The sequence below is a fragment of the Paenibacillus sp. JJ1683 genome (assembly GCF_053006485.1).
In genome coordinates this window covers 3,584,177-3,601,556 of record NZ_CM129820.1, presented here as the reverse complement: position 1 = coordinate 3,601,556, position 17,380 = coordinate 3,584,177, and the positions used below count along the sequence as shown (strand labels likewise).

The window sequence follows — 17,380 nt, the reverse complement described above, 5'->3', positions numbered from 1 at the left end:
ACTGTAGGAGACGAGTTTTATAAATGAAAATGGGGTTCGGATGTGTTGGCACCCGTTTTTATTTCTTTTCTCAACATAGCTTCACGCCAGCGGCAGTACAACTCCCAGGCGTTCCCGTTTTCAAGCAGCGGCTTGCAGGTGTACAGGCCTTCCTCGATGGAGTCGACCCGCCCTGCAATGAACAGTCGTACCGCGCCGTTGAGCAACACTTGATTCGAGAAGGCAGTAGGAGCTGTGCCTTGCAGCACTTCCTCTGATATGCGCAGCTGTTCAGCAGGGGTCCAGTGGTGTTCTGGTACTACCGAATCCAGCCCGTACATTTCGGGATCTATAACCTGGAGGGACACCTTACCATTAGCAAACAGGTAAGTCCGGGTCGGTCGATCGATGAATAGGTCCTCCGATCCTTCGCTCCCCTGGACGATCAAAGCCCTGCGATAACTCAGATTTTGCATGACCTTCGCCGTCTTGTCGAATACGGTGTTGTGGAAAACACCAAATACAATGTACGGGGAGGAACCATAATCAACCAGTTTCTCGGCTGTGTTCAGTACTGTGCGAAGCCCCAACTCTTCGCGAATAGACCGCAGATCCCGCAGGGGCGTGCACCATTGTTCGGAAACAACGAAAAGCACGCCTGTCTGCTTCGCAGCATGAATGGCGGTTTCGTGTGACATGTCCGCAGTCGCTACCCCCATCTCCTGCAACAAAAGTGGGAGTGTAACCCCCCATTTGGGAGGGAGGGGTGCACTCCCATGCATCGTTACAGGTAATCCGTATGAGGCAAGTAGAAAGGCAGTTGCGAAGGTAGCAATAAATGATGACTTCCTACCGTCGTACGGACCGGCGAAATCAATGCCTTCCTGCATGGGGAAGCGGTGGGAATATTTGCGACAGACATTAACGAATGCTTCCAGCTCGGCAACACTCTCCATTTTGATGCGTTCCGCGGCAAAGAAGGCACCGATTTGAGCTGGGGTTGCTGACCGGGTCATAATCAGTTCGGCGGCAGCTTCGGCTTCGGCATAGTTCAGATCACGAGCGCCTCTTTTGCCGCGCCCAACTTCTTTTAATATTTCAATGATATTCATGTTCAAGGCCCCTTTCAGATTTATGCTTTTAGCATTTGCTGTGCTTTCACAATGGAGATCGCCACATCAACGATTCGTTTGCGCTCATTCATCGCTTTTTTACGCAGCAGATCATATGCCTCCGCTTCCGGGATGCCGTTTACTTCGCCAAGTATCCCCTTCGCCATATCAATCCATTTGCGTTCTTCCAGCCGAGCGGTCAGTTGTTTGCGTTCACTTTGCCAATGCTGGCGTTCAAAAAAGCGTTTGGCGCTAAAATGAAGGGCCCAATTCAGCTCATGGGCTGCCATGGAAGGGGTTAGAATACCGTCGACAGTCACGTCTGCTTCACAAGCCTCCGTCGATGACAGCGCTGATGTCGCGCTGCACCACCAGAGCAACGGAATTGCTTTGGTTTGCTCCAACCTGCTACTCCACATACTGATTGTGCCGACAGGTATGTTTAGTACGGCCGCATCTGCATTATGGATGAGCTGTTTGATTTCAGATTCATGGCGGCAGGGCAAAGGCAGGTATCCGTTGGATTCTAAAAGGTGCTCAGGTTCTGCCTGCCATGAGGGAATGGTGTCTGCCTGCTCGGATGCAGGGTCAGCATGTGAGTGAATTACCAACAAGGAACGCAAGCGGGCTCCTCCTCTCTTTAACATGAAGGGTAAATAAGCATGAGGATTGTATGTCTTGATAAGAAATGTGACATATAACTTGATGAGATGGGTTTGCTTTTCCATCATAATGAAGTGGAAACGGACTTTTAAACCATTTTGGCGTGTTTTGGACTGAAAATCAATCCTAATTTTGTAGAAGAGTGATATTTTATACGTCATCAATATGTTACTTAGTGATAAAATATTATTTTTACGAGATTTTGCGTAAGGAATATTGACATGTGATTTGAATCGTTATATATTGGCTACAGTACTTTAAATTCATACTCTGATGGATACAACGGCGTATTCGATGAAACGGCAATGGAGCCTGTTTTCACATGTGGAGGGATGTTTTGCATCCCCGTATGTGAAGCAGGCTTTTTATGTTTTAAGGATAGAAATGGAGAGGGAGTGACCTAATGAACTACATCCAAAAATTAGTGCTGGTCGGCAACGGAATGGCGGGGATACGCACTCTCGAACATTTGCTGAAGATCGCACCAGGTGCCTATGAGATTACGGTATTTGGGGCCGAGCCCCATCCAAACTATAATCGGATCATGCTGTCCTCTGTTCTGGCCGGTGGAGCAGGTTTGCAGGATATTATCATCAACGATTGGAATTGGTATGAAGACAATAATATCCGATTGTATACCGATGATCCTGTCACAGCGATCGATACGGAAAAGCGGCAGGTGACTTCACGATCCGGTGTATGCGTCTCTTATGATTTACTGTTGTTGGCAACAGGTTCTAAAGCCTTCATCTTGCCGCTTCCAGGAGCCGACAAGGATGGTGTGATTGGATTCCGGGATATTCGTGACTGCGAGACGATGATGGAGACGGCGAAGACGCACAAAAAAGCGGCTGTTATCGGCGGCGGATTGCTTGGGCTAGAGGCAGCCAGGGGGCTGCTCAATTTGGGGATGGACGTTACAGTTATTCATATTAACGGTTATATTATGGATCGGCAGCTGGATGAGGCTGCTTCCCTTATGTTACGGCGCGAGCTGGAGGAACAGGGAATGACTTTTCTGGTCAATAAGCGGACGGCGGCTATCACCGGGCGTCGTCGCGTGGAAGGGCTAAAGTTTGCTGATGGAAGCGAACTGGAAGCGGATTTGATCGTTATGGCGGTAGGTATCAAACCAGACATTGAACTGGCGGTGTCAGCGGGAATCCCCGTAAACCGCGGTGTCATCGTAAATGATCACATGGAAACGAATATTCCTGGCATATATGCCGTTGGAGAATGTGCAGAACACCGGGGAATCACTTACGGTCTGGTTGCCCCATTATATGAGCAGGGGGGCGTCCTGGCTCAGCGACTCGCGGGAATGGAGACTCCTGGCTACAGTGGTTCCGTTACTTCTACAAGATTGAAGGTATCGGGCGTCGATGTATTTTCAGCAGGAAATTACAAGGATGAGTCGGGAACGCGATCACTGCGGTATCAGGATGATATTGATGGCGTCTACAAAAAAATCGTCATTAAGGAAGAAAAACTGATCGGTGCCGTTCTGTTTGGGGATACCTCTGATGGAGCCAAGTTGTTTTCTCTGATTAAAAGTGGGGAGTCGGTGGTTGGTCGAGAGAAAGAGTTGTTACTTGGCTTTAACCCTGGTCAATCAGAAGGTAGTGGCACCATGATGCTGGAGCAGATGCCTGAAGACGAAATTGTATGCGGATGTAATGGTGTATCCAAGGGTGACATTGGAGAGGCGGTTGCGGCTGGCTGTAAGAGTCTTGGGGAAATTAAGGCCTGCACGAAGGCATCGGCATCATGCGGCGGCTGCAAGCCATTAGTGGAGGGGCTCTTACAGCTGTATGCAGGTGCAGAAGCCGGAGAATCGATTAAAGAGGGGATATGTGGCTGTACGACACTTGATCGGGAAGCGATTATTGATGGTATCCGAGAAATGGGGTTGAAGAGCGTCAAAGAAGTGATGAACGTGCTGGGCTGGAACGAAGCTGAAGGATGCACCAAATGTCGGCCGGCCCTCAATTATTATCTAGGTATGCTGTGGCCACTGGATTATGAGGATGAGAAGGAATCCAGATTTACGAATGAAAGGTACCATGCCAATATTCAAAAAGATGGCACCTACTCTGTGGTGCCCCGCATTTATGGAGGAGTTACTTCACCTGCCGACCTGAAGAAGATTGCTGCTGTCGCGGAGAAATACAATGTGCCTTTGGTTAAATTTACGGGTGGCCAACGTCTTGACCTGCTTGGTGTAAAAAAAGAAGATCTACCGGGAATCTGGTCCGAATTGGATATGCCATCGGGATATGCATATGGAAAGACATTGCGAACCGTCAAGACGTGTGTCGGTAACACTTTTTGTCGCTTCGGCACACAGGACGCTATGGGCATGGGCATCCGGTTGGAAAAGGCATTCGAACGTCTGAATGCGCCATCCAAAGTCAAACTGGCTGTGTCGGGCTGTCCGCGTAACTGCGCAGAAGCGACGATCAAGGACTTGGGTGTTGTCGCTATTGACGGTGGCTGGGGGATCTACATTGGAGGTAACGGCGGTATTAAAGTGCGGGCAGCAGAACTGCTGTGTACTGTAAAAACCGAGGATGAAGTGATGGAATGGACTGGTGCCTATTTACAGTATTACCGTGAGCAGGCGAATTGGAACGAGCGAACAGCTCATTGGGTAGAACGGGTAGGCGTAGAGTCGATCAAACAGGTATTAGCAAATGCGGAGACGAGGCAGCAACTGGTAAGCAGAATTGAGGAGACGTTAAGCACAACGACTGATCCGTGGCACGAAATCATTCATAACGAAGAGCTGCGCAAAAACTTTGTACAGCTGCCGGAGCTTAAGGCAGTAATGGAATAGGAGGCTGACCAAATGGAGAGCAATACGATAACCAGCAGAATCAGGATAGCAGATCTGAACGAGATTGACCGACGTGGAGCAAGAACAGTTCGCATTCATAATGCAGAGATAGCCGTATTTCGCCTTAGTGACGGCAGCGTGCGTGCGCTTGAGAACCGTTGTCCACACAAAGGGGGACGGCTATCTGAAGGAATGATATGCGGATCGGTGGTCCATTGTCCGCTTCATGATTGGAAAGTCGACCTGTCCACTGGTCAGGTGCAAGAGCCGGATACTGGATGTGTGACCACTTACCCGACGGAGATTGACAGTGAGAGTGGAGCAGTTTACATCGTAATCTAGGGGCATTAGGTTTATTTGCTTGGGGTGCTGGGCTTAGTTGTTCTTCTATATAATAGAAGAGATACGTATTGCCGAACAATTCTCTAGAATTCAATCTTGCTGAAAAAAGAGACATTGCTGCTTAAGCGTGGTGTATATAAAAAGTCAACCTTACTTCTGGTTGGCTTTTTTTTCGCTTAAATCTTAAACAATGACCAGTTTCTCTTCTCAGCACCAACTTAAAAATCTTTACCATCACTACTCATAATCTGAGTGATTGATATAGTTTTCTTACCGAAATCCACGTCCTTCTACCGAATTCCTAATATCTCCGCACTCCGGTAGTTAGAGTAAGAAGGAGCACAATATAATACATATCGTCTTTTGAAGCTTCTAGGAAGGCGTGTGCCTGTTCCAAGGTCCATACCTGCATTTCCTTTTTTCGAGCTTTAGCCGTTCGACTAACGAAACAGGGTTTTTGCTGATCATTATAAAAGTCTTGAATGTGGCGTGGTGTGATGCTGCTAATGGCAAGGTGTCCAAGTGAGACTAGTGTATGATTATATATTTTCATCTTTGCCATTGCAGCAGCAGATATCCCCAGTTGAAGCCGCAAATCCTCTTTGTTTATATCCCTTTCAATAATAGTATGCTAGCAAACTATTGAATTGAAAAAATACTACGTGAAAATTGATCGTAAAATGAAAATATTTGTGATCTATTAGGTTTCACACATGGTAAATTAGTAACATGGAAAACAAAGAGAGAGCAGCACCCCGCACAAACACATGCCTGTTTGACGGTGGTAGGTGTAAAACGAGCGGTACCAGTTATCCTCTTGCTATAAGACCTACAGAGAGCCGCTAGGGTAGGATAAGTGGGCATGTTGCTCTTTCTGTTTTCACTACTCCACTCTTGCTAATGTGCGTCTGACAAGCGCACTCCTCGTGACAGTGATCCTAGCCGCTAAAGAGTGGATCAGGAGCGCAACTGGTCGCGTAAGAAAGTACCTAGAAAAAGGCTGCATGCAAGGGTGAAAGTGCCATGTCCACATCTATTATCATAACTGCAGTGGGGTATATCCACGAAGGTTCGATTCCTCTCGCGAAAAAGAATGGGTGGGTGTGTCGGTGGTTCGAATCCGCCAGCGGTTTCATGCAGAATACTTGGTGTGCTACTGGATTCATTTCTGGCTGGTCCCGGTTCAAATCCGGGCTTCTGCTAACATGGAATCAAAACCCATTTTTTTGTTGAATAATTACAATAAAAGACTTATAATGTAAATGTTCATAAATACCTGTAAAAACTTTATCAATCATGAATGCTCTAATAGTTTCTTACATACTGTGCTGGTTGATAGAGTTGGCAGGATAAAAAAATCAAAGAAAGTGGGCTTATGAGTATGAAAAACCTTAAAAAAGCTTCTGCAGTATCTGTTTTATCATTAGCTCTTGCAATTCCCTTATCTGCTTCTGCGGCAGCTACAGATGTTGCACCAGCTACAACTGACTTTACAGCAGTTTCCCAATCTGCAAACACATCGACCGATGTGAATACACCAAAAGCGGGAGATCATGTTATTACTCCTCAAGACACAAATAAGGTGCTGAACAAGTCTCTTGCGAACACTGACATGTCAGAGCGTTTCTACATTGATCCGCACTACGGATATGCTAGAGTGTATGTGCATAATGATGGGAAAGCCCCGATTAATATAACAGTAACTCAGGGGTCAGCTAGTGGTCCGGTTAAGATGAAGGGAAGAATAGCGAAAGGTGAAACATTTGATGAAATCAACTCAAGTGCTTGGACTGTTGGTAGTTTCTATGTAAACCTTACTTCACCAGGCGGTCCTATGGAGGGTGGTATGTCGGTTCGCATAGGTAACACAAGAGAGGAATTGCAATAATAATTTAAATGCAGTGAGGAGGTCGGCTATCGTGCCGACCTTTTTAGTTTCTTCAATATCACTATTATGCACGGTTAGCTCAATGGTAGAGCACAGGCGGGCCCGAGTAAAACAGACCTAAAGGCGTGGGTTCAATTCCCACACCGTGCACCTAATTAAAAGACCTAATGAGAGTGGCATATATGCGTCGCTCTTTTTGTTTTCACAATAATAGAAAAGGAAGTGTTTTGTAATGAGTACAGAGGCAAGCGCAGTACGTAACGGCGGATTTGGGTATCTTGGTTCGGATAATATCTTTAAGGTGGTAAATACCGAGGCTGAAGCTCGTAAGTATAGCCCCACTGGTAGAGTAGTAAGCTTTGCAGGTCCACACGCATATGGTAACTCTGTAGTCCCTACAGGCACGGGAGAATACGACCAATTGGCTATCAAGCTGCATGTAGATGGTTCATTGACTGAGAGCGAGGGCCTTACGATTCCGGTCCATATAGCCAAGGTAGTCAAAGAGCTGCAATAGTGTTTATCCCCGGATCAACTCCGGGGACTTTAAGCGCCTAAAGGAAAATGTGCGGTTCGAGTCCGCAAGGTGCCATTTATTTAAACGAATCTTGTATTTCTGATCAAGAGACTAAATCCTTCATTGATCGGATCTTCATATTCTACAGTTCCAAGTATTTCAAAAGGGACTTTGTAGTCTATCAGTAAATTCTTCGCATGTTCGTTCAACAGAATAAACTGGTATTATTCGCCGAAACGCGAATCTAAGTCTTTTTTGCCAGGAGTGCTGCTCCGAGTAATTGCGAACATTAAAAGTTCCAGTTCCTGAGTGTACGGATGTGGAGTTTTCAACTCATTATTTGACAACTCCATGAGCTTTGTTTGCAATTCACTGGTAAATTGCTTTGTACCAGTAACGTAGTATGTTGTCATAGTTATTCTCCCTTATGAAAAATAGTAGGATACGGCTGTTAAAAGTGTTAGTGCAATGGCTAACGTTCTGTAAAAGGGGCTTAACTATTCGTTCATAGACACCGTCCCAGATATCTTCAAGTATATGCAACATAAACACCTCCTTTCGTACTATTACTTTCGGCGCATAAAAAGGAATATTCTTCCTATGTGTCGAATTGTTGTGTCGAAGGAAGGAGGTGTTTGAAGTGCCCAAAGTTTTTGTTCATACTCATGACATGGGGAAAGCCAACTGGGAGAATCAATATTTTGACTTTAGTAGAGTCCCTGTTGAAGGTGAATTCTTCGCATTATCGTCTGATTCACCGTGGTATCAAGTAGAACTGATTGTTCATACTCCCTTTAAAGAAGATCTCGCCGCTGAGTATATGGGGTAAAGGTTGAGCACGAGAAAGTGAAGGGGAACAAGCTAAGTTTGCCAGCAAAATTTGAATTTTGAAGATAAGCACCTTAAGTGGTGCTTTTTTAGATGTCTTAGGAGGAAGCAATGGGGATTATACTTGATATTTTAAAAGATGTTGTGATAGCCATTATAACAGGGATCGGTACAGGGTGGGTTATGACAGAATACTATAAAGATAAGGATAAAAGGACAAGTTGGATAAAACAATTTGAAGAAGAGAAACAGATAATGTCTTACTTTCTAAGGCAAGTATATTTCGAAATAGATTTGTTTAAAGACAACAGTAACTACGATAAAACAAACTTATTGAGAGTTCTTAAGACTGCTCCGAGATTCAGTTCACTTTCTGAGGTTCACAACAAGGAGTTATTTGTTAATGATGTTATAACTTTGAACTTGCTCTTACGTGAATTAGAGGATTATTTAACCGCTTCTGAAACAATAAATTACAATGAATTGGTTCGTCTAAAATTGGAAATATTCAAGGCTCATTTTCAAGTTTTAAAAATACCGAGTTCTAGTTTATATGGTCGCTGAGAGGTAGCTTTTTTCTTTGCCCTTATTCCACCAGGAAGGAGGTGTTAACAATAAAAGAGAGCATATTAATTTACATTGGCCCGCCGATCCCATCGCGCGGGTTATTTCAGTTTGGTAGTTTTGTCGGAGACATACCGGAGTTTCTTGAACCGCTCATGCAAGTGGAAGAGATCCGGGAGTTGGTGGTTGATGTGAATAACTTGGTCGAGCCAAGAAGGAATTGAGCATTATTGGTACTGAAAATAACAAAGTATTTTAGTATCTCTCGTACCCAAACAATATAGAAGCGGAGTTGAGCAGATTGGATTATAAAAGCTTGGTGGATTTGATACGCGTATTGCTTTGGAATTGGACCTTATGAATACTGCTCGTCATTTTCGATTCGCTCTGAAACTCTTTCCGCCATTGTTCTGCGCAGCCTCTCTCCTGAGATCGACCGGAAACGGACACAGGCTGCTGTAGAGGCAGTTCTTGAGAAATACAAGATATATAATAAGTTTGCTTCTATTATGAACCTTCTTGTTGAGAAGGAGTAGAGAAAGAGTGGGAAAATGAATGAAATTAAAGTGGCTAATGATTGGGCGCAATACCCTATGACTCTGCGCCCCAAGCATGTTGAGGAAATAATGAAGATGAGCCCAAAAAAGACCTACGAGTTTCTGGCAGGGAAATATATATTAGCAAATTGGTATTTTTTTAACTGGCTTGATGGTGCTAATTTTGATGTTTTCAAAACAACGAAAGCAGCTGATCTTGGCCGCTGCTTCTTCGTATCAAAAAGTGATTCGTATTAAATTCGTATCAGAGCCATATTTCGTATCGGATATGAGTTTATAAAAATAAGAAAACCCCCTTATGAATCAAGGGGGTTTCGGTATAGGACGGATGGGGATCGAACCCATGACCCTTACCCTGTCAAGATAATGCTCTCCCGCTGAGCTACCGTCCTGTAGTTACTAGATAATATCATGTATTAACCATATATGTAAAGTGAAAAAATAGAAATCAGCCTGTACTTCATGACTATTTATATATATAATTCAAATTTAGTGAGTTTACATTTGAAATTAAGGATAGGAGGAACAGATGATGGCCGCAGAAATTATAACTGTAACAACAGAAGAGCAACTGCAGAAGGCAATATTGATCCGTACCAAAGTGTTTGTCGATGAGCAGAAGGTTCCTCTGGATCTTGAAATTGATCATTATGACAAGCTGGGAGATACCGCCCATCATTTGCTAATTTGTGAGCATGGGGAAATGGTGGCTACTGGTCGGCTGACATATTACGATGAAGAGACAGCTAAAATGCAACGTATTGCCGTTCTCAAGGAGCATCGTGCAGCAGGTTATGGACGTGTATTACTGCTAGCACTGGAGGAACGTGCACGTGAACTTGGGCTGAGATACTCGTTGTTAGATGCTCAATGTCAAGCTGAGAAGTTTTACGAAAAGCTTGGCTATGAAACGATCTCCGATGAACCTTTTGACGATGCGGGAATACCGCATGTACGTATGCGTAAAAAGTTGTAGTCGAGGCACAGGGTGTATACAAAGCTGTACAATGCGCATGCTAGTAAAAGTTCCTCCACTATACTATGGATAAGGAGCGATGCAGCATGGCTAATACAGAACGAGAACAAATTACGGCAGTACGTAAAAACGGGGATGGCGATCTTGCGTCATTTCAGACGTCTACTGGACGGATTTTGGATTATAGCCAAGCGTTGAACGAGATTGAAGCAGGTTCAATTGCAGGCGTCAACGTCTTCAAGGCCAAGGATGGAAGCAAACGAATTCGAGGGGATGCCGATGGAGATCCTTCTAATAACCTGGATCAACTGCCATTGTTCTGACCTTGACTCGCAACATTAACGTCCAAGCTTATCATTGTATACAAAAAATATGCAGCAAGCCGCCTAGCTATCCTTTGTAGGAAAGTCGGGCGGCTTTTTGTTAATTGTTAATACTCCCTTTAGCTCGGTTACTCTGCACGTTCCAATTCTACTAGCGGATATACTCGTTGCTGCTCCAGAAAGGACATAATCCCTGCCTTATCTCTAAATTGTTCCATATCGTCACTATAGTGCATCAGATGAATTTGCTCTTGAAGAGGTGTTGGCAAGCTTAGCAGCTCATCTAACGTTGTATGGACTTCTCCGGCACCTTGTAATTGAACCTCATGTAAGATGCTTCGACATCCCCGTTCATGCACCAGATGATGAAGTAAATCGGGATCAAAAACCATGTCCGCACTATAAAAAAGACGATCATTAATGAACAAAGAGTAACTGTTTTTACCAGGAATATGCCGTGTAGGGATCAGCTCTACCTGGATACCCGGTACTAAGGTGGTGGGTACGCCAGGGGTTATGACATTTACCTCGAATACATCCTCAAGCTTGTCAATCATACCTTGCTGTGACATGCCGCCCTTGAGCGTATGCTCCCATAAAGGGTGGATTAATGGTTCGGCGATATAAAGCAGAGGTTTGCGACGATGGAGGATATTCATTTGAAAACCAAATTCCTCTAGGCCTCCGACATGATCTGCGTGAATATGTGTGATTAAAATAGCGTCAATATCAGGCAAAGGGACACCCATCTGGTGTAATGCTAGAGATGCGGTTGTACCGCAATCGATCAGCAGCTTGCCTTCCCCGCTATCCAGCAGCGCGTTGTTGTTGTAATAATGCTTGGCAAAGGCGCTACCTGTACCAAGCATCTGTATCGTTAGGCCCATTATGGATTCACCCTCCAGACGATGTGTTATAAGACACTCTACAATCGTATTTTAACATCTAGGCTGCAGGAACTAAAGATTTGGCTCCTTATGTAAAAACTTTGGACAATTTGTGAAACACAGCGCAACTTGTGCGGCTGAGCTAGGTATAAATGTACGACAGATGGTTTTTAACAGATAACGATGGAGGGATATGTAGTATGAAATGGAGAAAAGTGATGGCCCTAGTGATGGCCTTTTCAATAATGGGAGGGACCGTCATTTCGGCGGAGTCCGCCAAGGACCAAGTGCAGTTGATTATTAACGGAGAAGTGTCAAAAGATGGCGCAGTTGTCATTGATGGGAAAACTTATGTGCCTATCCGTGACTTTAACGGGCTTGTAAATTTTGATCCCTCTGGTGGAAAAGTTGTCTTCGACCAGCCAAACGTGCATATGTTCCTGTTCAAGGGAGATACTGTGTTTGGTAACGTGAATAAAGGTAACAAAGTGAAGTTTAATGTTTTCAGCCAAATTGATACCCTGAAAACAGATATCTCCGGAGTGAAAGTAGCGATTACCGACCCTTCGGGCAATGTAAAGGATATTCAGTCCCAAGATATCAAAGGAGCGCAAAAGGATAACTTCTGGTTCCGTACGAACGACTTTACGTATGATTTCAAAACAGCAGGGAACTATCGAGTCGGTTTCTACATTAAAGAAAGTAAAGACGGTAGTTATACACTGGTATCCGAAAAAGTCATTACAGCGATAAATTAGGCATACCACAAATTGACCTGCACTCTTGATCATGTTACGATACGAGGGAAAATAAAACAATTTGAAGGTAGGTATTTCCATGAGTGATCACAAACATGAACACGGTGAAGCCTGCAACCACGATCATGACCACGAACATGAAGAAATGGTTCTTACGCTAACTGATGAAAATGGCAAAGATGTAGAAATGGTGCTGGTAGAGACCTTTGACGTAGAAGATCACGTGTATGCTCTGTTGCTTGAGCGTGGCAATCCCGAAGCGGATGGTATCATTCTTCGTATGGAAGAAGAAAACGAAGAAATGGTGCTTTACAATATTGAGGACGAAGATGAGTGGAAGCGTGTAGAAGCAGCTTATAGCGAGCTTGTTGCCCAATACGAATAAGATTGGATACAGCAGCTGCTCTTGCTCTTCAAAACACTAGAAAAGCCCCCGAATGGGGGCTTTTTTTGTTGACCATCAACATTTTTTTGCATGCAGATGCTAACAGATCATTGTTTAAGAAATAGCGTCAGTTTCAACGATAACCTTCACCTGATGTACCGTTCGATCCTCAGGTCCTTTAACAGGCAGGCCTACTTCCACATGATCTACAATATAATCAATATTGTCCTGCGAAATAACTTCGCCCGGCAATAGGATTGGGATGCCTGGTGGATATACATAAATGAATTCTGCAATGATACGGCCAGCAGATTCCTTGAAGGGTACGATTTCCGTATCTCCGTAAAAAGCGTCTCTCGGAATGAGGGAGAGCTGCGGTATATCCGGTATCTTTACAACCAGCTCATGCTGCTGACCTGTGGAATAGTGCAGTGAAGCCAGCTCGCGCAAAGCTTTTAATAAAATGTCAATTTCCTCTTTGGTATCACCAGGAGTCACCAAACAGAGAATATTATACATATCGCTAAGCTCAACTTCGATATTGTAGTGATCTCTCAGCCAATTTTCCACATCATATCCGGTAAGGCCTAAATGGCGAATATGAACCGTCACTTTGGTCGGATCATAATCATAGGTAGCTTCCGTGCCAAGAATTTCACTGCCAAAGCAATATAGCCCTTCGATTTTGTTGACCTCTGCGCGGCAATATTCAGCTAATTCCAGAGCACGTTGTGCGATTTCATGGCCATTAAGGGCCAAATTGCGTCGGGATGTGTCCAACGAAGCCAGCAGAATATACGAAGTGGACGTCGTTGTCAGCATACTGAAAATAGTTTGTACACGCTGCGGATTAACGAATCCGTTTTTTGTATTTACGTTTAGTATCGAGCTTTGAGTCAAAGAACCACCCAGCTTGTGAACGCTTGTAGCTGACATGTCTGCCCCCGCTTCCATGGCGGACATCGGCAAATCAGCGTGAAAATGAATCAGTACTCCGTGAGCCTCATCGACCAGGACCGGCACATTATAGCTGTGAGCGAGATCTACAATTTCCTTCAAATCGGCGCACACACCGTAATATGTCGGGTTGATGACAAGGACGCCCTTGGCGTCAGGGTGACGTTCCAATGCCCGGCGTACGGACTTGGTTGTAACCCCGTGGTGAATACCGAGATTCTCATCACTGACCGGAGAAATGAATACCGGCTTCGCACCAGCGAAGATAATGGCAGACATTATGGATTTGTGTATATTTCGGGGTACAATAATTTTATCACCTGGCATACAAATGGACATAATCATGGTGATAATGGCTCCGCTTGTCCCCTGTACACTGTAATAAGTATAATCAGCTCCGAAGGCTTCTGCTGCAAGCTTTTGAGCTTCTTCAATGACGCCTGATGGCTGATGCAGATCGTCCAATGGAGCGATATTGATCATATCTATGGAAAAAGCATTATCCCCCATAAATTCGCGAAATTCCCGATCTGCCCCCACTCCCTTTTTATGACCTGGGATGTGAAATTGAACCGGGTTGCTCTGAGCATGCTTTTTCAAAGCAGTAAAAAGCGGGGTGTTGCTTTGATTCATTAGTGTTGTCACAACCTTTCATGCAGGATTTCGACAATCCTGTGCAATTGATAATAGAACAAAATTGAGTATAGCAGTTTGAAGTAGGAATGCAAGCGATTGAGGGCGCATTTATTTGCGAAAGAGTGGAGTAGGCGGAGAACCCCGAAAGTATAGACAAAAAACAAAGGCGGAGGATGTGGGATAGATGAAGCAAATTAGACGAAAAAAAGCTTCGCAGCGGCTGTGGACTCCTTTTTTCGCCAAATTATGGATACTGGTGTTTCTGGTCGAATTTATGAAGGGATCTCTTCTGGTATCGATCCTGCCGGTATATATGGGAGAAACGTTGGGGCTGTCGGCCGGAATTATCGGTTTAGCCTTTTCGCTTCAGTATTTCGGAGACAATGCATTCCGGGCACCGGCGGGCTGGATGGCTGAACGGCTCGGTTACCGTGGCACGATGTCAACTGCGTTGTTGTTTACACTTGTAGCGATCATTATGCTAAGCGCACTGACAGAACCTGTGTGGCTCGTCATCGCGTGTCTGCTACTAGGACTGGGGACATCTCCGCTCTGGCCTTGTGTGATGACCGGAACGACCGAAATGTCCGGACCTAATAACAATAATGGTGCAGCGATGGGAACACTGGAAATTGCGTCCATGGGGGGAACGGGCTTGGGTCCACTCGTTATGAACTTCGCCATATCCCACTACGGACACTCTTACGGTATGGTGTTCATGATTTTGATAGGATGCAGTATTGTATTACTACTGGTTGCTCTTATGCTGCCTGGAACGAACAGGTCTGCTGGCAAAGGTGACCTCGAACAGAGCGCTCTCATATCTTCTGATGGGAAGTCCAAGCAGAAGCGGCAAGTGCTGAGTGGTATCCAGGAGACGATCAACACGCTCAAAACCAAGCTTAATGTGAATCCGTTAATTTACCCTGCGCTGTTTTTGCAGTCCTTTGTCATCGGTTTGATCAGCCCTGTGCTAACGCTGTACGCGCGGACGGATCTCGGAATTTCACCGAACTTGTATAGCGTGCTTCTGATTGCCGGCGGTGGGGTGACTGTGCTGGCATTAATCCCTTGTGGCAAGCTAGTGGATCGCCTTGGAACCAAGTACTTTTTGCACATCGGATTTTTGCTTGCCGGGACCACGCTATTTTTCTTTTCAACAGTACAGACCATCCCACTTGTGTTTGTATCCGTAGCAATTATTGGCTTGGGATATGCGCTCATTTTGCCTGCATGGAACACGTTTCTTGCCCAACTGATTCCGGAAAGCGAGCGTGCAACAGTATGGGGCTTTTTTTTAACACTCCAAGGCTCTGGCATGGTTATTGGTCCGCTTGTTTCAGGAGTGCTATGGGACCGCGCTGGACACACAGCTCCATTTATCATCAGTGGGATCGTGATGCTGCTCATGTTTGGCTGCCATCTGGCTTTGGCGCGCAATCCACGGAGAAAAACCGTTGTTAAGGCTTGAAAGGTACTATCAAAAGCGGGTCAGGGCCGCATTTATTCTGAAGCTATTCCTTTGGAAAAGACATCCGGTACAGTGGCAGCAAATGCTCAAAAGTGGAACGCACTGTCTGCAGTAGCGCAGCTCCGTCACTAGCGAGAGGATCATTACGATCAATGCGGAGCCCGCACATGACCTCGGCTTTTTTCACCTGCTGCAGCTTGTTAATGATGGTTTGAAACTCTTCAGTGTCCATTTGCTGCTGTTCTGTACCTTGTGGAGCCATATGATCCATGGACCAGTAAAAGTGACCTGGTATGTTAGATCGCACATCGCTCAGGTTGGTTTCAAGCGCCTGGGCAAATGTGATTTTATTCGGACTTTCATAAATGACTGCGAATATGACGAATATATGGGAAGCGAACATACCTACCTCAAAATGCGGCAACGCCTTATACCCGCGTTTATTTGCCGCCCAGGCTACCCATGTATCGATCGGGGGATTGACCTTGCGTCGTGCATGCTTGGCAACGTGAACGTGCATAGGCTCCCCGCATAAGTCCGTCAGGAAGGGGGCTATCTCCTCACCAATCGCCTCCAACTTGGGCCGAACCTGCTGAATCAGCACCTCCATGCGAGGTTCCAATCCTGGTATCTCAAAAACATCAAAGTCCTTTGCAGTAAATCCACTAAATGTCATTCCTATTCCTCCTGTAACTAGGCTAAGCCATATCGTGTGGCGTATTATGTCCGATTATAGCATAATGTCAGCGGGCTTGACCGTCTTTAGACCAGGCTCGGTACAAGCACATAAGGCAAAAGTAGGATTGTGCGCTGTTACTCATAAAAATAGGTCAAATAACCAAGTACCCTTACATAAAATGAAGTATAAAATAGAGCAAGGGAAGATCAAGCGGGAAAGCCGCAGGCTTGCTGTAGCCGGACTTCTTGAATCGGACTTGAAAAAGGAGGGAATGCCGTGAACAAGGGCTGTGAGGTAGAATATTGCAATCTAGAGCTCCGGTTTAGCCGTCGGCATATCCATAATCTGATCAAGGATTTGATATCGGAAGGGTATTCGCTGTACTGGAGCGAGGATGAGTCGTATCTGGTTTTGTCGGTGAGAACCGGGCGCAAGCTGGTGAAGCTCCGTTTTCAACAATTGCGCACAGGGCACTATAAGCTGGCTGGAGATTATGTAATCCGCGATGCCAAGCTGGCTGAGTGGTTGGAGAAGCTAATTGGAAGTACTCGAGGTCATGCCATTGTCAAAAGAGTCAAGGATCATCATATCTTGGTAGAAAATATTTTGTTCGGCGAGGTCATTCGTCTAGTCGAGGTTACTGGCTTTAAGCAGCGTGTTATTTATCAGAAAGGACCCGTGCTGTCCGCTCAGGAAATGGAAGATATGTACGCTTCCAATGAAGGGGAAACCCGGCTGCTGCTGCTCAAAATGGAAGTGGACGATGAATTGGAGAAGCTGTTCACAGCCATGACCGAGGAAGATACGATTAAAATCGAGAATTGCCACAAACGCCTGCAAACGCTATCTCACCAACTGCTGATGATGGAAGCGTAGTACATCGGAACACCTCATGTAAATGGGGTGTTTTGATCTGTGATTAGACAGGGGTTCACTTCTGACACTAAAAACGTTAAAATAGAAGTGCACGTGTTCCGATTCACATAAAGTGTAATGCGGTAAAGCGGCGATATAGAATACAA

Annotated in this window: 19 protein-coding genes and 2 tRNA genes; 14 read left to right on the top strand and 7 right to left on the bottom strand. The window is 45.2% G+C overall.

The features are described from left to right. Positions 1 to 17: 17 nt before the first annotated feature. Both ACUC6J_RS15525 and ACUC6J_RS15520 read right to left on the bottom strand, forming a co-directional pair. Positions 18 to 1,091 carry an anthranilate phosphoribosyltransferase gene (locus ACUC6J_RS15525; RefSeq protein WP_044785287.1) on the bottom strand — a complete coding sequence of 358 codons (1,074 nt, stop codon included), beginning with the start codon at positions 1,089 to 1,091 and terminating at the stop codon, positions 18 to 20. A gap of 20 nt (positions 1,092 to 1,111) precedes the next feature. Continuing rightward, positions 1,112 to 1,714, bottom strand: a complete 603-nt coding sequence (locus ACUC6J_RS15520) for an ANTAR domain-containing response regulator (RefSeq protein ID WP_016822405.1) — start codon at positions 1,712 to 1,714, stop codon at positions 1,112 to 1,114. A gap of 443 nt (positions 1,715 to 2,157) precedes the next feature. Between ACUC6J_RS15520 and nirB the strand changes: the two genes are divergently transcribed. Then, positions 2,158 to 4,590, top strand: coding sequence for a nitrite reductase large subunit NirB (gene nirB, locus ACUC6J_RS15515; RefSeq protein ID WP_044785285.1), 2,433 nt, complete (start codon positions 2,158 to 2,160; stop codon positions 4,588 to 4,590). Positions 4,591 to 4,602: 12 nt separating this feature from the next. Beyond that, positions 4,603 to 4,932 carry a nitrite reductase small subunit NirD gene (gene nirD, locus ACUC6J_RS15510; RefSeq protein WP_019687974.1) on the top strand — a complete coding sequence of 110 codons (330 nt, stop codon included), beginning with the start codon at positions 4,603 to 4,605 and terminating at the stop codon, positions 4,930 to 4,932. A gap of 301 nt (positions 4,933 to 5,233) precedes the next feature. Here the strand turns inward: nirD and ACUC6J_RS15505 are convergent, their stop codons facing one another. Further along, positions 5,234 to 5,527, bottom strand: coding sequence for a tyrosine-type recombinase/integrase (locus ACUC6J_RS15505; protein WP_016822402.1), 294 nt, complete (start codon positions 5,525 to 5,527; stop codon positions 5,234 to 5,236). Between the two features lie 780 nt (positions 5,528 to 6,307). On the opposite strand from ACUC6J_RS15505, the gene ACUC6J_RS15500 reads away from it, so the two are divergent. The 6 genes from ACUC6J_RS15500 to ACUC6J_RS15475 all read left to right on the top strand — a co-directional run bounded on the left by ACUC6J_RS15500 (position 6,308) and on the right by ACUC6J_RS15475 (position 9,523). Next, entirely contained in the window at positions 6,308 to 6,820 is a 513-nt protein-coding gene (locus ACUC6J_RS15500; protein WP_016822401.1) for a hypothetical protein, read from the top strand. A 68-nt stretch (positions 6,821 to 6,888) separates the two neighbouring features. Continuing rightward, positions 6,889 to 6,970 (top strand) — tRNA-OTHER (locus tag ACUC6J_RS15495). An 82-nt stretch (positions 6,971 to 7,052) separates the two neighbouring features. Then, complete coding sequence (locus ACUC6J_RS15490; protein WP_016822400.1) at positions 7,053 to 7,337, top strand: hypothetical protein; 285 nt, start codon at positions 7,053 to 7,055, stop codon at positions 7,335 to 7,337. 640 nt (positions 7,338 to 7,977) lie between these two features. Further along, positions 7,978 to 8,166 (top strand): hypothetical protein, encoded by a 189-nt coding sequence (locus ACUC6J_RS15485; RefSeq protein ID WP_016822397.1) that lies wholly within the window; start codon positions 7,978 to 7,980, stop codon positions 8,164 to 8,166. A 110-nt stretch (positions 8,167 to 8,276) separates the two neighbouring features. Then, a complete protein-coding gene (locus ACUC6J_RS15480) occupies positions 8,277 to 8,729 on the top strand; it encodes a hypothetical protein (RefSeq protein WP_447249069.1) in 453 nt (150 codons plus the stop codon). 551 nt (positions 8,730 to 9,280) lie between these two features. Beyond that, on the top strand, positions 9,281 to 9,523 hold the full coding sequence (locus tag ACUC6J_RS15475; protein ID WP_016822395.1) for a hypothetical protein: 243 nt from the start codon (positions 9,281 to 9,283) through the stop codon (positions 9,521 to 9,523). Positions 9,524 to 9,606: 83 nt separating this feature from the next. Here the strand turns inward: ACUC6J_RS15475 and ACUC6J_RS15470 are convergent. Beyond that, positions 9,607 to 9,678, bottom strand: a tRNA-Val gene (locus tag ACUC6J_RS15470). 140 nt (positions 9,679 to 9,818) lie between these two features. On the opposite strand from ACUC6J_RS15470, the gene ACUC6J_RS15465 reads away from it, so the two are divergent. Continuing rightward, the gene (locus ACUC6J_RS15465) at positions 9,819 to 10,262 is read left to right on the top strand and encodes a GNAT family N-acetyltransferase (protein WP_123797379.1); all 444 of its coding nucleotides are present in this window, start codon (positions 9,819 to 9,821) and stop codon (positions 10,260 to 10,262) included. A gap of 86 nt (positions 10,263 to 10,348) precedes the next feature. Next, positions 10,349 to 10,585 (top strand): DUF3892 domain-containing protein, encoded by a 237-nt coding sequence (locus tag ACUC6J_RS15460; protein ID WP_016822393.1) that lies wholly within the window; start codon positions 10,349 to 10,351, stop codon positions 10,583 to 10,585. A 128-nt stretch (positions 10,586 to 10,713) separates the two neighbouring features. Here ACUC6J_RS15460 and ACUC6J_RS15455 read toward each other — a convergent pair whose 3' ends face one another. Beyond that, entirely contained in the window at positions 10,714 to 11,472 is a 759-nt protein-coding gene (locus ACUC6J_RS15455) for an MBL fold metallo-hydrolase (RefSeq protein ID WP_017427816.1), read from the bottom strand. A gap of 200 nt (positions 11,473 to 11,672) precedes the next feature. Here ACUC6J_RS15455 and ACUC6J_RS15450 point away from each other — a divergent pair, with 200 nt between their 5' ends. Further along, positions 11,673 to 12,230 (top strand): hypothetical protein, encoded by a 558-nt coding sequence (locus ACUC6J_RS15450; protein ID WP_013371897.1) that lies wholly within the window; start codon positions 11,673 to 11,675, stop codon positions 12,228 to 12,230. Positions 12,231 to 12,309: 79 nt separating this feature from the next. Next, positions 12,310 to 12,615: a DUF1292 domain-containing protein gene (locus tag ACUC6J_RS15445; RefSeq protein ID WP_007431055.1), complete on the top strand. Its 306-nt coding sequence runs from the start codon at positions 12,310 to 12,312 to the stop codon at positions 12,613 to 12,615. Between the two features lie 114 nt (positions 12,616 to 12,729). Here ACUC6J_RS15445 and ACUC6J_RS15440 read toward each other — a convergent pair whose 3' ends face one another. After that, a complete protein-coding gene (locus ACUC6J_RS15440) occupies positions 12,730 to 14,205 on the bottom strand; it encodes an aminotransferase class I/II-fold pyridoxal phosphate-dependent enzyme (RefSeq protein ID WP_016822391.1) in 1,476 nt (491 codons plus the stop codon). A gap of 187 nt (positions 14,206 to 14,392) precedes the next feature. Here ACUC6J_RS15440 and ACUC6J_RS15435 point away from each other — a divergent pair, with 187 nt between their 5' ends. Then, a complete protein-coding gene (locus ACUC6J_RS15435; protein WP_340864986.1) occupies positions 14,393 to 15,679 on the top strand; it encodes an MFS transporter in 1,287 nt (428 codons plus the stop codon). A gap of 43 nt (positions 15,680 to 15,722) precedes the next feature. On the opposite strand, the gene ACUC6J_RS15430 is transcribed toward ACUC6J_RS15435, so the two are convergent. Next, the gene (locus ACUC6J_RS15430) at positions 15,723 to 16,355 is read right to left on the bottom strand and encodes a YktB family protein (RefSeq protein ID WP_016822389.1); all 633 of its coding nucleotides are present in this window, start codon (positions 16,353 to 16,355) and stop codon (positions 15,723 to 15,725) included. Between the two features lie 279 nt (positions 16,356 to 16,634). On the opposite strand from ACUC6J_RS15430, the gene ACUC6J_RS15425 reads away from it, so the two are divergent. Beyond that, positions 16,635 to 17,234 carry a hypothetical protein gene (locus ACUC6J_RS15425; protein WP_016822387.1) on the top strand — a complete coding sequence of 200 codons (600 nt, stop codon included), beginning with the start codon at positions 16,635 to 16,637 and terminating at the stop codon, positions 17,232 to 17,234. Positions 17,235 to 17,380: the final 146 nt, after the last annotated feature.

Bases quoted from the DNA above. Each gene is read 5' to 3' on its own strand.
- ACUC6J_RS15455 (WP_017427816.1), bottom strand. From the start codon at position 11,472: ATGGGCCTAACGATACAGATGCTTGGTACAGGTAGCGCCTTTGCCAAG.
- ACUC6J_RS15435 (WP_340864986.1), top strand. From the start codon at position 14,393: ATGAAGCAAATTAGACGAAAAAAAGCTTCGCAGCGGCTGTGGACTCCT.
- ACUC6J_RS15450 (WP_013371897.1), top strand. From the start codon at position 11,673: ATGAAATGGAGAAAAGTGATGGCCCTAGTGATGGCCTTTTCAATAATG.
- ACUC6J_RS15460 (WP_016822393.1), top strand. From the start codon at position 10,349: ATGGCTAATACAGAACGAGAACAAATTACGGCAGTACGTAAAAACGGG.
- ACUC6J_RS15440 (WP_016822391.1), bottom strand. From the start codon at position 14,205: ATGAATCAAAGCAACACCCCGCTTTTTACTGCTTTGAAAAAGCATGCT.
- ACUC6J_RS15500 (WP_016822401.1), top strand. From the start codon at position 6,308: ATGAGTATGAAAAACCTTAAAAAAGCTTCTGCAGTATCTGTTTTATCA.
- nirB (WP_044785285.1), top strand. From the start codon at position 2,158: ATGAACTACATCCAAAAATTAGTGCTGGTCGGCAACGGAATGGCGGGG.
- ACUC6J_RS15445 (WP_007431055.1), top strand. From the start codon at position 12,310: ATGAGTGATCACAAACATGAACACGGTGAAGCCTGCAACCACGATCAT.
- ACUC6J_RS15525 (WP_044785287.1), bottom strand. From the start codon at position 1,091: ATGAATATCATTGAAATATTAAAAGAAGTTGGGCGCGGCAAAAGAGGC.
- ACUC6J_RS15475 (WP_016822395.1), top strand. From the start codon at position 9,281: ATGAATGAAATTAAAGTGGCTAATGATTGGGCGCAATACCCTATGACT.
- ACUC6J_RS15480 (WP_447249069.1), top strand. From the start codon at position 8,277: ATGGGGATTATACTTGATATTTTAAAAGATGTTGTGATAGCCATTATA.
- ACUC6J_RS15430 (WP_016822389.1), bottom strand. From the start codon at position 16,355: ATGACATTTAGTGGATTTACTGCAAAGGACTTTGATGTTTTTGAGATA.
- ACUC6J_RS15490 (WP_016822400.1), top strand. From the start codon at position 7,053: ATGAGTACAGAGGCAAGCGCAGTACGTAACGGCGGATTTGGGTATCTT.
- nirD (WP_019687974.1), top strand. From the start codon at position 4,603: ATGGAGAGCAATACGATAACCAGCAGAATCAGGATAGCAGATCTGAAC.
- ACUC6J_RS15465 (WP_123797379.1), top strand. From the start codon at position 9,819: ATGGCCGCAGAAATTATAACTGTAACAACAGAAGAGCAACTGCAGAAG.